Raw genomic sequence first — 13,144 nt, 5'->3', positions numbered from 1 at the left:
GCGCATAGCCGGCCCTACGCGAGATTTCTGGCAAACCAGGTTCGAGTCACGCCACACGCCGTGGGATCGCGCAAGCGCCAGTCCCCAGCTGCGCGTGTGGTTGGGCGCTGAACTGGCGGCGTCCTCCCTGCGCATCGCCGTACCGGGCTGCGGTTCGGGGTGGGAAGTGGCCGAACTGGCCGCTGCCGGCCACGAAGTGACCGCACTCGACTACGCCGATGCGGCCGTGCAACGCACCCGCTCACTGCTGGCCGAGCCCGGACAGACCGCCCGCGTCGAGCAGGCCGACGTGCTGCAATGGCAGCCGGTCGAGCCGTTCGACGCCATCTATGAGCAGACCTGCCTGTGCGCGCTGCACCCCGACCAGTGGACGGGCTACGCCGCTCAGTTGCATCGCTGGCTGCGCCCCGGCGGCCGATTGCTGGCGCTGTTCATGCAAACGCTGCGCACCGGCGCCGCCGATGGCCTGATCGAAGGCCCGCCCTACCACTGCGACGTCCACGGCATGCGCGCGTTGTTCCCAGAGCCGCAATGGCAGTGGCCCCGGCCGCCCTACCCGCGCGTGCCGCATCCGATGGGCGTTGCCGAGCTGGCCGTCATGCTGGTGCGCCGCTGATGCGGCGCACCATGCCCAGCGTCAGCCGCCGCTCGGACAGGCCGGCATCAAGGCGCGCGTGCCCACCGTCACGGGGTTGTCGTCCGGGCCTCCGGCGTTGACCGTGAAGCGGCACCCGTAAGCCGGGTCGGCCACGGTCGAAGGCGTCAGCACGTCGTCGCCCGCTGGCTTGATGCCGCGCTGCTCCCACAAGGTCATCGCCTCGAAAGCCTCCACCTGCTCGGCGACCGTGAAATCGCAGTGACTGGGCGCGCGAATGGCCCGCTGCACCAGCCAGCGGCTGCTGTGGCCGGCCTGGGCGCGCTGGCGATAGATCTGCTGCATGTGGAAGGGCACGTACATGTCGCCCAGCGTGTGCAGCGACACCACCGGCACCCGGAACCAGCCGTTGACCTGGGGGATCCAGCGCACGCCGTCCCAGCGCAGCCGGTTCGCCCACGGCTCGGGCGACACCTTCAGGATGGCTGCGTTGAACGCCTGCTCCTCGGCCGACAGTGCCGGGTCGCTGTCGAACTGGTAGACGATGCGACGCGTGTCGGTCACGTTCTTCGTCAGGATGCCGTTGACCGTGCCGTCACCGCCGAAGGTGCCCCAGACGACGTTCTGCAGCCCGGTGTTGGCATAGCCCTCGTCGAAGATCGGCCGCTTGCCGCCGGTGAGGTTCTCGACCACCGCCTTGAGCTTCAGGCCCTGTGCGGTCTGCACCGTCGAGAAGGTGCTGAACAGCGCAGCCCGCACCTGCGGCGCCAGCACCGACCAGTCGTCGCTGGGGAAGCTGTCGGCCGGGAAGCCGGCGAGCTGCTGTGCGGCCAGCTGATAGGCAACGAAGTAGTCGAACAGCTCGGTGTCGCCCATCACGCCGCACATCGGCACGGCGCCGTCGTAGCGCACCTTGTGACGCGCGGTCAGCAAGGTTTCCAGCTCGATGGCCGCGCCGGTGATGTGTCCGCCCATCGAGTGGCCGATGATGTAGACCTTGCGCGGCCGGGGCAGCGGGCGGCCGTTGTCGCGCGCGATGCGGTTGAAGGCCAGCGCCAGCGCGTTCGTGTCTTCCACGCCGGCGCGCACGTCGTAGTAGTTGGCGCTGTAGCTCGAAGCCGCCCAGGCGTAGCCGTTCTCGATCAGGTGCCTGCGGATCGACGGGTTGCTCACGTTCAGCAGTTCGCCGGTGCCGGCATAGCCGTGCGCGTACATGACCAGCTTGCCATTCCAGTTCTTCGGCACCTCGACGCGGTAGCCCGCCTTGCCCAGTACCCCGTGCCAACGGTCGGTCTCGACGGCAGTGCCGGCCAGCGGGCCGAACGGCAGCGCTGCCTCGTTGACGGTGAAGCTGCGTTCGTCGTGCGGACGCGGTTCTTCGGCGCAGCGCTTCCAGAACGCAGCGCTCGCGTCGAGCCCCTGCCCCTGCTCGCGCTCGCCGGCCCATGGGCAGCTGAGCCTGGCCGCCGTCTCGAGTTCAGCGGCCAGCGTCTGCTCGTACTGCGCTTCGGCGCTCTGCGCGGTTTCGCTCGGGGCATCGCCGCCGCCGCACGCACTCAACCAGACCGCCGCGCTCGTGAGCGCAGCGGCCGTCTTCCATCGGACGAACCACCTGCCTGTCATTGCCTTGTCTCCTGTGTCGTGTCGTTGAGGGAAAGCAGCGCCGCGCTCGCTGGAGCAAACGGGCCTCCCGCACCGGCGACAACACACCGTGACAGCGGAAGACGAAGCAAGCGAGGACGATCGCTTGCGTGAAATATTTCACTGGTGCAGCATCGCCACTGTCGCGAGGGCGACATCAGGCAGCGGGGGTTTACACCGGCACGACAGTGGTGTTCTTGACGCGGTCGAGCACGAAGCTGGTCTTGCAGTCCTCGACGCTGGGGTGCTTGAGCAGCGTGTCCATGATGAAGCGCGAGTAGTGCGCCATGTCCTCGACGACCACACGCAGCAGGTAGTCCATTTCGCCGGTCAGCGCGGCGCATTCCACCACCTCGGGCCAGGTCTGCACCGCGGCACGGAACAAGTCCATCGGATTGCGTTTGTGCGTCTCGGTGTGTTTTTCCAACCGCACGTTGATGTAGGCCGTCAGCCCCAGCCCGACCCGTTCCGGCGGCACCACGGCGACATAGCCCGCGATCGCTCCAGCCTCTTCGAGCCGCTTGACCCGCCGCAGGGTGGCCGACGGCGACAGGTTGACCTGGCCGGCCAGCTGGTCATAGGTCATGCGCCCATCGACTTGCAGCGCTCGAAGGATGCGCCTGTCGATGGCATCAAGCTCCAATGGTGTCGTCATACACCGATTCTTGCACCTTCCCTGCGTCATGTCGCCCCTGCAAGCGCAATTTGCAGGAAAACTGCGACCACCGGCACCTACAGTTTTGATTCATCTCAAACCTCATCTGCGACGCTGGAGACCCTTATGCAATTCACCCCCTGGGACAACCCGATGGGCACCGATGGTTTCGAATTCATCGAGTACGCCGCGCCGGACCCGGTCGCCATGGGCCAGCTGTTCGAGCGCATGGGCTTCAAGGCGATCGCGAAGCACCGCCACAAGAACGTCACGTTGTACCGGCAGGGGGAGATCAACTTCATCCTCAATGCCGAGCCCGACTCGTTCGCGCAGCGCTTTGCGCGCCTGCACGGGCCCAGCATCTGCGCGATCGCCTTTCGCGTGCAGGACGCCGCCAAGGCTTATGCCCGCGCGACCGGACTCGGTGCGTGGGGCTTCGCCAACCAGGCCGGCCCGGGTGAGCTGAACATTCCGGCGATCAAGGGCATCGGCGACTCGCTGATCTATCTGGTCGACCGCTGGCGCGGCAAGAACGGCGCAGCGGCCGGCGACATCGGCAACATCGGCTTCTATGACGTCGACTTCGAGCCGCTTTCCACGGACTCCGGGGCCGACCTCAACCCGCAAGGCCATGGCCTCACCTACATCGACCACCTGACGCACAACGTGCACCGGGGCCGCATGAAGGAATGGGCCGACTTCTACGAACGCCTGTTCAACTTCCGCGAAGTCCGCTACTTCGACATCGAAGGCCAGGCGACCGGCGTCAAGAGCAAGGCCATGACGAGCCCGTGCGGCAAGATCCGCATCCCCATCAACGAAGAGGGCAACGACAAGGCCGGCCAGATCCAGGAATACCTGGACATGTATCACGGCGAAGGCATCCAGCACATCGCGCTCGGCTCGACCAACCTGTACGACACCGTCGACGCCTTGCAGATGAAAGGCGTCAAGCTGCTGAACACCAGCGCCACCTACTACGAACTGCTGCCCAAGCGCATCCCGGGCCTGAGTGAAGACGTCGCCGCGCTGCAGCAGCGCAACATCCTCGTCGACGGCACGCCCGACGAGCTGCTGCTGCAGATCTTCAGCGAAAACCAGCTCGGCCCGATCTTCTTCGAGTTCATCCAGCGCAAGGGCAACGAAGGCTTCGGCGAAGGCAATTTCAAGGCACTGTTCGAGACCATGGAGCTCGATCAGATGCGCCGCGGCGTGCTGAAGACTGCAGACCAGCCGGCCCACTGAAGCACGAGGCACACGCGATGCAAAGCCAGGCGATCGACCATCACAGCGGCGTCAACCAGGGCGTCGCGCCCGTGACCTACGGCCAGGGCGACCGCCCGCCGCGCGGCGACTATGCCCGTGCACGGGCCGACTACACCTGCGAGCAAGACTGGGCTGCCTACACCGCGCAAGACCACGAGCTCTATCGCCGGCTGTACGAGCGCCAGGCAGCCCAGTTGCCAGGGCTGGCGTGCACCGAGTTCATCGAGGCGGTGCAGCACCTCGGCACCCCGCAGCGCATCCCGCGCTTCGACGAACTCAGCGACCGGCTGTATCGCAGCACCCGCTGGGAAGTCGTGGCGGTGCCCGGCCTCATTCCGGAAGAGGCCTTCTTCAAGCTGCTGTCGGAACGCCGCTTCCCGGTCACCGGCTGGATCCGCAAGCCCGAAGAGTTCGACTACGTCGTCGAGCCCGACGTCTTTCACGATCTCTTCGGGCACGTGCCGCTGCTGTTCAATCCGGTGTTCGCCGACTACATGCAGGCCTATGGCGCCGGCGGCTTGAAGGCCAGCCGGCTGGACGCTTGCGAACTGCTGGCGCGGTTGTACTGGTACACGGTGGAGTTCGGGCTCATCCGCACGCCCGACGGCGTGCGCGCCTACGGCGCCGGCATCCTGTCGTCGGCCGGCGAGCTGCGCTACAGCGTGCGGTCGCCCGAGCCCAGCCGAGTGCCGTTCGACCTGACGCGCATCATGCGCACGCGCTACAAGATCGACACCTACCAGGCCAGCTACTTCGTCATCGACTCCTTCCAGCAACTGTTCGACGCCACCGCGCCGGATTTCACGCCGCTCTACGCCGCGGTGCGTGCCCAGGAAGAAATCGACGCGGGCCGCGTGCTGCCGCACGAGGAGCGTATCCCGCCGGCCGCCTGAACCGGCCGCGGGGGATGTGTCCCCCCATCGGAGGGGCACATCCCCCCTCAAAGAGCGATTGTTCGCGTCCTCGCGCAGGCCGACACTGCATCCTTCGATGCAGTTCACGCGGCCTTGGCGCTCACCGCGCACCGGCCGCCGCGGAGGACCCGGCCATGAACGCTCACCTGCCCCAGCGATGCGCGATCGCACTGCTCGCGTCGATGATCTTCGCATTGATGACCGGCCTGCTCGCCTGGGGTCCCGTGGTGCTGCCGCCCGCGGCCCGCACGGACGCGCTGCCGCAGGCGTTGCTGCTGTTCGGCCCGCTGGCGATGGTCGCCGCGGGCCTGTACGGGTTGCGGCGTCTCGAGGGACGCCCCGCCTCCACGGCCTGGACCCTCTTCTTCGTCGCCGTCGCGTTGACCGGCCCGGCCGTCGGGCACTACCGCCGCACGCTGGACGAAGCCTCCCTGTTCATCGTCCACCTCGGCACCGGCTGGACCAGCGCATCGCTCATGTGCGCCTTTCTAGCCGAGCGAGTCGATGCCCGTTGGGCGCGTTGGCCGTTGCTGACCCTGGGCCTCTCCCTCGCCACGCTGTCGGCCTGCCACTGGCTGGTCGGCGAGATCAGCCATGGCGCAGGCGACCTGCGCGGCCACCTGCTGCTGCAATGGCTGCCGTTGCTGCTGATGCCCGCCGGGGCCGTGCGGCTGCCCGGCCACGTCACCACGGCACGCGACTGGTATGCCGTGCTGTCTCTCTACGCCCTGGCACTGCTGGCCGAGGCTCTCGGCGCGCCCACGTCCGGCCCGCTGCTGTCGGCTTTGGCGGCCGCCTGGCTGGCCTACCGCGTCGGTGCACCGGCGCCGGGGGGCGCGCTTTCGGCTGGGGCCGTCGAAGGCGGCGAAGCCAGCAAGGCCAGCACGTCGTTGAACACCTCCGGGTGAAACGCCATGTCGACGTGCGCGATGCCGGCGATGTGCCGGTTGTCGGCGCCGGGCAGCGTCGCCGTCGATGCGGGGAACACGATGTTGTCGCAGTGCCCGTAGAAGCAGGTAAAGCGGCGATACCGCTGCGGTGGCTCCTGTGCCGCGAGCTGCTGCAGCCAGCCACTACCTTGACGCATCTGCCGCGTGTTGGGCGTGCGACCGTAACGGCCGAGGAAGGTGCCACGGTGCGGGGTGCCGATCGTCACGACCCGGTGCACGCGCCGGTCGCCGTCGAAGTCGCGCATCCAGGCGCGTGCGGCCAGGCCGCCCATGCTGTGGCACACCACCACGGGCGCGCATCCGGTGTGCGCCTCGAGCCGCCGCACCGCTTCTTCGATGATCGCCGGGTAGCGCTCGATGCCGCCGAACACCGGCTCGAGGCTGACCGCGACGAACGGAACGCCGCGCTCGCGCAGCCGGCGCAGCCAAGGCGTCCAGAAGCCACGGTTGCAGACGAATCCATGCACCAGCACCATGCCGCGTTGCCCCGGCGCGCCCGGGTTATCCGGCACGGCCTCGGCGAAGAAGGGCTGCCACCAGCAGAAGACGCGCGGAGCGGCGGTCGCCTCGCCCCACCACGCGCGCAACAACTGCATTGCTGTGGCCCGGGGCGCGGCGTCGCCTCGGTTGACCACTGAAATCATCACGAACTCGAGGCCCAGCACGAGCGCGTAGCCGAACACGATCAAGGCGGCACCGCCGACCGCGAACCACGGCCGGTCCAGCGCAAGCGCCCATGCAGCCCAGGCCGCGGCAGCGGCCAGCAAGAACAGCGTGATGCACTGCTGAAGTCGCGCGAGCATCGGTTCAGGCCAGCACCACGTCGCGCCCGTTCAGCCGCTGTGCCAGCTGCGTCGCCAGCTTGGCGGCGAGCCCGTAGATCGACAACTGCGGGTTGGCGCCGATGCTGGTCGGGAACAACGAGCCATCGTGCACGCTGAGGTTGTCGACCTGCCAGTGCCGGCCGTCGGGCTGCACCACGCCCAGCCTTTCGTTGCCGGCCATGCCGCAGCCGCCCATCACGTGCGCGCTGACCACGCGAGCGCGCAGCGGCTCCATGGCGAGCGCGCCGATCGCCTCGCGCGCTTCGGCCCACGAGCCGTACGGCCGCGCCTGCTCGTGCACCGGCACCACCGTCTTCGCGCCGGCCGCGAACTGGATCTCCGCCATGCTGAGCAGCGCGCGGCGAGCGCCGTCCATCACGAACGGCGTGAGCCGGTAGTCGAGTTCCGGCGTCCCGTCGCTGCGCAGGCGCACCCGGCCACCCGGCGATGCCTCATGGAAGCCGTCGCGCAGCAGCGCCAACAGCGCCTGCGTGTGCGGGAAGTCGGCCAGCATCTGCGCCTGCTCGCGCCCATACCCCGCAAACGTCGACGCGAAGATCACCGGGTGCAGCGGCGGCGCTTCCAGCTTGTAGCCGATCGGCCCGTCTATCGGCTGCGTGCCCAGGAAGTGATCGGTGTAGATCGTCTGCGGCGCGCCCTGCCAGCCCTCGACCTTCTGCTCGAAGCTGGCCGCAGAAATCACCACCGGGTGCAAGAAAGTGCGAATGCCCAGCCGCTCATGCGGGTCGGGCAGCCCGGAACGCAACAGCAGTGCCGGCGAGTTGATCGCCCCGCCCGCGACCACGTAGTGCTTGGCAACGATGCGCATGGCTTGCCGGCTCGCCGGCTCGCCGTTCGGTCGCACCGGCAGGCACACCAGCGCACCGATGCGGCCGCGCGCATGTTCGAACTGCTGCGCTCGCGTCTCGACGAACAGGCGCGCACCACCGTCCAGCGCCGCGGGGATCGTCGTGACCAGCATCGACTGCTTCGCGTTCGTCGGGCAGCCCATGCCACAGGAGCCAAGGTTCCAGCATCCTTCGACATTGCGCAGGATGGCAGGTGCCGCCATGCCCAGCTTGCCTGCACCGCGCCGGAGCAGGTCGTTGTTCTCGTTCGGCGCCACCAGCCAGGGGCCGATCTTCAGCCGACGCTCGGCCTGCGCGAACCACGGACTCATCGCCTGCGGCGTCAGCTCGCGCAATCCGAAGTGACGCTGCCAGAACTCCAGTGTCTCGTCGGGCGTGCGAAACGAGCTGGTCCAATTGATCGTCGTCGAGCCGCCGACGCAGCGCCCCTGCAGCACGGTGATCGCCTTGTCGACAGTCTTGCGGGCAGCACTTTCCTGGTACAGCGCGGTGTAGGCCTCGCTCTCGCGCTGGTTGAAGTCGCTACTGCTCTTCAGCGGCCCTTCCTCGACGATCACGACGTCGAGGCCCGCCTTCACGAGCAGTTCAGCGGTGACGCCAGCGCCTGCTCCCGAGCCGACGATGGCGACGTCGCACTGAATGCGCGCAGGCAGCACGCCGTGCGTGCCGCCGGCCACACGCCATCCGCGCGCGAGTCCTTGCTTGATCGGATCGGGAAGCTTGCTCATCGCGTCACAGGTCAGGCGGGCCCGGGTAACCCATCAGCGCCCAATGCTCGGGCACGGCATAGAACGTGCCGTTGGTGATGTCGCGCAGCGCGTGATAAGCCTGCCGCCGCAGCTCGAGCCGAGACTGCCGCATCGACTCCAGTGCTTGTTGCACATCGGGCACGCTCGCCTCGGTCCAGTCCGCGTGGAGTCCCGCCAGCGCCACGCGCCCGGGCGCCGTGCCCAGGAGACCGACGAGCTGCGAAAGTTCGCTCCGGGTGGCACGCGGCAGCGCCGAGACGAACTCTTCGACACGGGCGATCTGTCGCGCCAGTTCCTGCTCGCGCGCGGCAGCAGCCTGAGGCAGGCTGCCATCGAGCACCGCCAGGGTCACGGCGCGCAATACCTCTCGCCCCGCACGTGTCAGCCGGACGCCTTCCAGGCCCGGGCGCAGCAGCGCCGCGCCGCCCCCGGCCAGCGCGAGCAGCACGGCCGAGCCGAGACCGAGCCTCAGTAGGGTTCTGCGTTCCATCGCAAGCGAGTGTTGCATTATTCCGCAGTCGCGCCTTAGGGGCTGCGATCTATTTCAGCCTCAGAAAAACCCGAGACACCGCGCCATGCCCGACGCCGCCCGAGAGATCCTGCAGCATCTTCAAAGCGTGTTCGACCAGCGCGCGCTGCGCCAGCGCGGTGGGGTCCTCCCCGCAAAGGTCCACGCACTGAAGCGCTATCAGCAGCAACGCTTTTGCAACACCTATGCCGACCTGCTTGCGATGCCGCGTTATGCGGGCGCGGCGCGTTTTTTTCTCGACGAGTTGTACGGCCCCGAAGACTTCAGCACGCGCGACGAGCAGTTCGCCCGCATCGTGCCCACGATGGTCAAGCTGTTTCCCGAGGGCGTGGTTGACACGGTACGCCTCCTCGCAGCCCTGCATGCCCTGTCCGAGCGGCTCGATACCGCGATGGCGGGCGCCTTGCCATCCGCCCAGATCCGGCCGGCCGACTATGTGCTCGCGTGGCAGGCCACAGCCGCCTCCACCGAACGGGTCAGACAGATCGACCTGATGCTCGAGATCGGTCACGCGCTGGAACACTACACGCGCAAGCCGATGTGGGCCACCACGCTGCGCATGATGCGCGGTCCGGCGAAGGCGGCCGGCTTGCAGGACCTGCAGCGCTTTCTCGAGGCGGGCCTCGAGTCCTTCAAGGCCATGCGCGGAGCGCGTGAATTTCTCCACACCATCGCATCGCGGGAGCGCGCGCTGGTCGAGCGCCTGTTCTCGCCCGACGCTGTCGCCGCGGCGACAGCTCCCAGTCGCGCCGGCGACGATCCGTTAGTGCAACTACCGTAGGCGAACGATCGTTCGATAAGAACAATGGGCCCACCTTACGAACCCACCTTGCATGGAGTAGCAGTGACCGCGTCCAAGCCCTGGCTGAACCACTACCCGCCGAATGTGCCCGCCGAGATCGACAGCCAGCAGTACGACTCGCTGCCCGACCTGCTGGAGGAATCGTTCCGCAAGTACGCGTCGCGCCGTGCCGCCATGTGCATGGACGTTGCCATCACCTTCCGCGACATCGACGAGATGTCCGGTGCGCTGGGTGCCTGGCTGCAGCAGCAAGGGCTGCAGCGCGGCGCACGCGTCGCGCTCATGATGCCCAACGTCCTGCAGTACCCGGTGGCGATCGCTGCCGTCCTGCGTGCCGGCTTCACGGTCGTCAACGTCAACCCGCTGTACACCGCACGCGAACTGGAACACCAGCTCAAGGACTCCGGCGCCGAAGCCATCATCATCCTCGAGAACTTCGCCACCACGCTGCAGGAGGTCATCAGCCGCACACCCGTCAAACACGTCGTGCTCGCCGCAATGGGCGACATGCTGGGGTTCTGGAAAGGTGCCCTGGTCAACTTCGTCGTGCGACACGTGCGCAAGATGGTGCCCGAGTTCAAGTTGCCGATGGGCGAGGGGCGCACCGTCACACGCTTCAACGCCGCGCTGGCCGACGGCACGCGGCGTTCGCTGCACCGGCCGAAGCTGCGCCCCGACGACGTCGCGTTCCTGCAGTACACCGGGGGCACGACAGGCGTGTCCAAAGGAGCGACGCTGACGCACCGCAACGTCACCGCCAACATCCTCCAGACCGAGGCCTGGTTCAAACCCATGCTCGACAAGGTGGGCGACAAGCAGTTGACCATCGTCTGCGCGTTGCCGCTGTATCACATCTTCGCGCTCACCGTCTGCTACATGATGGGCGCCCGGATGGGCACGATGAACCTGCTCATCCCCAATCCTCGAGACATCCCGGGCTTCATCAAGACCCTGCAGAAGCACCGCATCAACATGTTCCCCGCGGTCAACACGCTATTCAACGCGATGGCAAACGACCCCGAGTTCGCACGGCTCGATTTCTCTGAACTGGTGGTCAGCAACGGCGGCGGCATGGCGGTACAGCAGGCGACCGCCGAGAAGTGGCTGAAGATCACCGGCTGTCCGGTGGTCGAGGGCTACGGCTTGAGTGAGACGTCGCCGGTCGCCACCAGCAACCGGCTCGATCTCAAGGAGTTCACCGGCACCATCGGGCTGCCGATTCCGTCGACCGACATCGCCATCCGCGACGACGACGGTCGCGACGTGCCGATCGGCGAGCCGGGCGAGATCTGCATCCGCGGCCCCCAGGTCATGGCCGGCTATTGGAACCGCCCCGACGAAACCGCCAAGGTCATGACGCCCGACGGTTTCTTCAAGTCCGGCGACGTCGGCGTCATGGATGCTCGCGGCTACGTGAAAATCGTCGACCGCAAGAAGGACATGATTCTCGTCTCCGGCTTCAACGTCTACCCGAACGAGATCGAACAGGTGGTCAACTGCCACCCCGGCGTGCTCGAGTGCGCGGCGGTCGGTGTACCCGACGCGAAGTCCGGCGAGGCCGTCAAGCTCTTCGTCGTCAAGAAGGATCCGACGCTGGCCGAAGAAGACCTTGCCGAGTTCTGCCGCGAAAATTTCACCGGCTACAAGCGCCCGAAGTACATCGAGTTTCGCGACGATCTCCCGAAAACCAATGTCGGCAAGATCCTCCGCCGCGAATTGCGCGGAGCGGCCTGACACAATGACGGCATGGTCCCGCCTTCCCGTCGCTCTGTGCCTCCGATAGAAACCGCGCTTGCCCAAGAGGGCCTGCACTTGCCCGTCAGCGGCCCCTCGTTCGGCTGGACCGTGCGATTGCTGACGGGCGCCTTCTTGTCCTGGATGGCCTTGCTGATGGCGCAAGAGCCGGTGAGAGCGGGCTATGCGCGCCTGGACACCTGGGTGCAGCTTGCGATGCTTGCCTGCGTTGTCGTGATGCTCGCCGGTTACTGGCATTTCTTCACCGGGAAGACCACGCTCACGAGCGACGGCATTTCCCAAAGCTGGTTGTGGCGCAAGCAAATGCAATGGGACGAGGTGAAATCGGCCCGTTTTATGGGGCTGCCCTACCTCGCCTGGCTGATCCCGCCGCGGCTGCTTCTGACGTCCGAGCGGGGCCGGCGGGTGCTGTTCAACGGCGGTTGCGACACCTTGCATCGCGCCTTTGCACAAGCCACCGTCGCGCTCCAGTCGCGCCGCTACGGTCTCGACGAACCGACGGCGTCCGCCCAGCACAAGCGCTCGTGACCTCACTCACGGTCACCCTGCCCATCGGCGTTGCGGTGTTGGAACGCGGCTGGCTCTCGTCCAACAATGTCGTGCTGAGCGGGGCCCCGGGCGAGCCCACCACCCTGGTGGACTCCGGGTACTGCACTCATGGCCCCCAGACCGTGGCTTTGGTCCGCCGTCATCTCGCCGGGCGGCGTCTGCATACAGTCATCAACACCCATCTGCATTCCGACCATTGCGGGGGGAATGCTCTGCTACAAAGCGCGTTTGGCGCCCGGGTCGCCATCCCGCCTGGCGAAGCAGAAGCTGCAACGCAATGGGACATGTCCCGGCTGAGCTACGAAGCTACCGGGCAGCGGTGCGAACGCTTCAAGGTAGACAAGGTCGTCGCGCCCGGCGATGTGTTCGACATCGCCGGCCGCTACTGGCAAGTGCTGGCCGCCCCCGGTCACGACCCGCACTCGATCATGCTGTTCTCGCCCGAAGAGCAATTGCTCATTTCCGCGGATGCGCTATGGCAGAACGGTTTTGGTGTCGTGTTCCCTGAAATCGAGGGGGAAACCGCCTTCCGCGAAGTTCGTGCCACCCTCGATCTCATTGCCGCTTTGGACAGCACGGTCGTGATTCCCGGGCACGGTTCGCCCTTCCGCGATGTCGAGGCCGCGCTCGAGCGCGCTTATCGACGCCTCGAGAGCTTCGAGGCATCGCCCGACAAGCATGGTTGGTACGCCGGCAAGGCACTCGCCAAATTCCATCTGCTCGAAGTGCAGCAAGAGCCTCTCGACGAGATGCTCCGATGGCTGGCCGATACGCCTTACTTTCAGCTCATCCACACTCGCTATTTCCGTGGTATCAACTACGCTTCTTGGTCGCAACGAATTATTGAAGAGCTACAGAAATCGCGCGCTGTCACAGTGAGCAACGGCGTCGTTTTCAATACTTGATATATCGTCGCCTCAAAGCAAAAACCCCCTGCATTCACTGGGAATGAGGGGGTTTGCTGGTGTAATAGCCTGACGATGTCCTACTTTCACACGGGAATCCGCACTATCATCGGCGCTGAGGCGTTTCACTGTCCTGTTCGG

The 13,144-nt window shown here is 66.6% G+C and carries 13 protein-coding genes; 8 read left to right on the top strand and 5 right to left on the bottom strand.

Annotation, left to right across the window (positions count from 1 at the left end; translation table 11 throughout):
- Positions 1 to 4: 4 nt before the first annotated feature.
- Positions 5 to 616 carry a methyltransferase domain-containing protein gene (locus M8A51_RS02640; RefSeq protein ID WP_251777021.1) on the top strand — a complete coding sequence of 204 codons (612 nt, stop codon included), beginning with the start codon at positions 5 to 7 and terminating at the stop codon, positions 614 to 616.
- A gap of 21 nt (positions 617 to 637) precedes the next feature.
- Here the strand turns inward: M8A51_RS02640 and M8A51_RS02635 are convergent, their stop codons facing one another.
- Both M8A51_RS02635 and M8A51_RS02630 read right to left on the bottom strand, forming a co-directional pair.
- Positions 638 to 2,218 carry an alpha/beta hydrolase family protein gene (locus tag M8A51_RS02635; RefSeq protein WP_251776579.1) on the bottom strand — a complete coding sequence of 527 codons (1,581 nt, stop codon included), beginning with the start codon at positions 2,216 to 2,218 and terminating at the stop codon, positions 638 to 640.
- Between the two features lie 190 nt (positions 2,219 to 2,408).
- A complete protein-coding gene (locus M8A51_RS02630; RefSeq protein WP_251776578.1) occupies positions 2,409 to 2,891 on the bottom strand; it encodes an Lrp/AsnC family transcriptional regulator in 483 nt (160 codons plus the stop codon).
- Between the two features lie 126 nt (positions 2,892 to 3,017).
- Between M8A51_RS02630 and hppD the strand changes: the two genes are divergently transcribed.
- The 3 genes from hppD to M8A51_RS02615 all read left to right on the top strand — a co-directional run bounded on the left by hppD (position 3,018) and on the right by M8A51_RS02615 (position 5,979).
- Positions 3,018 to 4,136 carry a 4-hydroxyphenylpyruvate dioxygenase gene (hppD, locus tag M8A51_RS02625; protein WP_251776577.1) on the top strand — a complete coding sequence of 373 codons (1,119 nt, stop codon included), beginning with the start codon at positions 3,018 to 3,020 and terminating at the stop codon, positions 4,134 to 4,136.
- A gap of 17 nt (positions 4,137 to 4,153) precedes the next feature.
- Entirely contained in the window at positions 4,154 to 5,050 is an 897-nt protein-coding gene (phhA, locus tag M8A51_RS02620; protein ID WP_251776576.1) for a phenylalanine 4-monooxygenase, read from the top strand.
- A 155-nt stretch (positions 5,051 to 5,205) separates the two neighbouring features.
- Complete coding sequence (locus tag M8A51_RS02615; protein ID WP_251776575.1) at positions 5,206 to 5,979, top strand: hypothetical protein; 774 nt, start codon at positions 5,206 to 5,208, stop codon at positions 5,977 to 5,979.
- Here the strand turns inward: M8A51_RS02615 and M8A51_RS02610 are convergent.
- Genes M8A51_RS02610 through M8A51_RS02600 form a run of 3 tightly spaced genes read right to left on the bottom strand, consistent with a single transcriptional unit; the run spans position 5,877 to position 8,953 of the window.
- Positions 5,877 to 6,824: an esterase/lipase family protein gene (locus tag M8A51_RS02610; RefSeq protein ID WP_251776574.1), complete on the bottom strand. Its 948-nt coding sequence runs from the start codon at positions 6,822 to 6,824 to the stop codon at positions 5,877 to 5,879. The genes M8A51_RS02615 and M8A51_RS02610 overlap by 103 nt on opposite strands.
- Positions 6,825 to 6,828: 4 nt before the next feature.
- Positions 6,829 to 8,442, bottom strand: a complete 1,614-nt coding sequence (locus tag M8A51_RS02605; RefSeq protein WP_251776573.1) for a GMC family oxidoreductase — start codon at positions 8,440 to 8,442, stop codon at positions 6,829 to 6,831.
- Between the two features lie 4 nt (positions 8,443 to 8,446).
- Positions 8,447 to 8,953 (bottom strand): hypothetical protein, encoded by a 507-nt coding sequence (locus tag M8A51_RS02600; RefSeq protein ID WP_251776572.1) that lies wholly within the window; start codon positions 8,951 to 8,953, stop codon positions 8,447 to 8,449.
- Between the two features lie 85 nt (positions 8,954 to 9,038).
- On the opposite strand from M8A51_RS02600, the gene M8A51_RS02595 reads away from it, so the two are divergent.
- From M8A51_RS02595 to M8A51_RS02580, 4 genes are all read left to right on the top strand, one after another.
- Positions 9,039 to 9,773, top strand: coding sequence for an FFLEELY motif protein (locus M8A51_RS02595; protein ID WP_251776571.1), 735 nt, complete (start codon positions 9,039 to 9,041; stop codon positions 9,771 to 9,773).
- Between the two features lie 63 nt (positions 9,774 to 9,836).
- Positions 9,837 to 11,528, top strand: a complete 1,692-nt coding sequence (locus M8A51_RS02590; protein WP_407062194.1) for a long-chain-fatty-acid--CoA ligase — start codon at positions 9,837 to 9,839, stop codon at positions 11,526 to 11,528.
- Between the two features lie 144 nt (positions 11,529 to 11,672).
- The gene (locus tag M8A51_RS02585) at positions 11,673 to 12,077 is read left to right on the top strand and encodes a hypothetical protein (protein WP_251776569.1); all 405 of its coding nucleotides are present in this window, start codon (positions 11,673 to 11,675) and stop codon (positions 12,075 to 12,077) included.
- On the top strand, positions 12,074 to 13,003 hold the full coding sequence (locus M8A51_RS02580; protein WP_251776568.1) for an MBL fold metallo-hydrolase: 930 nt from the start codon (positions 12,074 to 12,076) through the stop codon (positions 13,001 to 13,003). The genes M8A51_RS02585 and M8A51_RS02580 overlap by 4 nt, the downstream gene beginning before the upstream one ends.
- The last annotated feature ends 141 nt before the right edge of the window (positions 13,004 to 13,144 follow it).

Source organism: Caldimonas mangrovi (assembly GCF_023721835.1).
Taxonomy (GTDB): Bacteria; Pseudomonadota; Gammaproteobacteria; order Burkholderiales; family Burkholderiaceae_C; genus Caldimonas; species Caldimonas mangrovi.
The sequence above is the reverse complement of the archived record's forward strand: the minus strand, read 5'-3'. Positions and strand labels throughout refer to the sequence as shown.

Coding starts and splice junctions, on each gene's coding strand:
- M8A51_RS02635 (WP_251776579.1), bottom strand. CDS start 2,218: ATGACAGGCAGGTGGTTCGTCCGATGGAAGACGGCCGCTGCGCTCACG.
- M8A51_RS02630 (WP_251776578.1), bottom strand. CDS start 2,891: ATGACGACACCATTGGAGCTTGATGCCATCGACAGGCGCATCCTTCGA.
- hppD (WP_251776577.1), top strand. CDS start 3,018: ATGCAATTCACCCCCTGGGACAACCCGATGGGCACCGATGGTTTCGAA.
- phhA (WP_251776576.1), top strand. CDS start 4,154: ATGCAAAGCCAGGCGATCGACCATCACAGCGGCGTCAACCAGGGCGTC.
- M8A51_RS02615 (WP_251776575.1), top strand. CDS start 5,206: ATGAACGCTCACCTGCCCCAGCGATGCGCGATCGCACTGCTCGCGTCG.
- M8A51_RS02610 (WP_251776574.1), bottom strand. CDS start 6,824: ATGCTCGCGCGACTTCAGCAGTGCATCACGCTGTTCTTGCTGGCCGCT.
- M8A51_RS02605 (WP_251776573.1), bottom strand. CDS start 8,442: ATGAGCAAGCTTCCCGATCCGATCAAGCAAGGACTCGCGCGCGGATGG.
- M8A51_RS02600 (WP_251776572.1), bottom strand. CDS start 8,953: ATGGAACGCAGAACCCTACTGAGGCTCGGTCTCGGCTCGGCCGTGCTG.
- M8A51_RS02595 (WP_251776571.1), top strand. CDS start 9,039: ATGCCCGACGCCGCCCGAGAGATCCTGCAGCATCTTCAAAGCGTGTTC.
- M8A51_RS02585 (WP_251776569.1), top strand. CDS start 11,673: ATGGCCTTGCTGATGGCGCAAGAGCCGGTGAGAGCGGGCTATGCGCGC.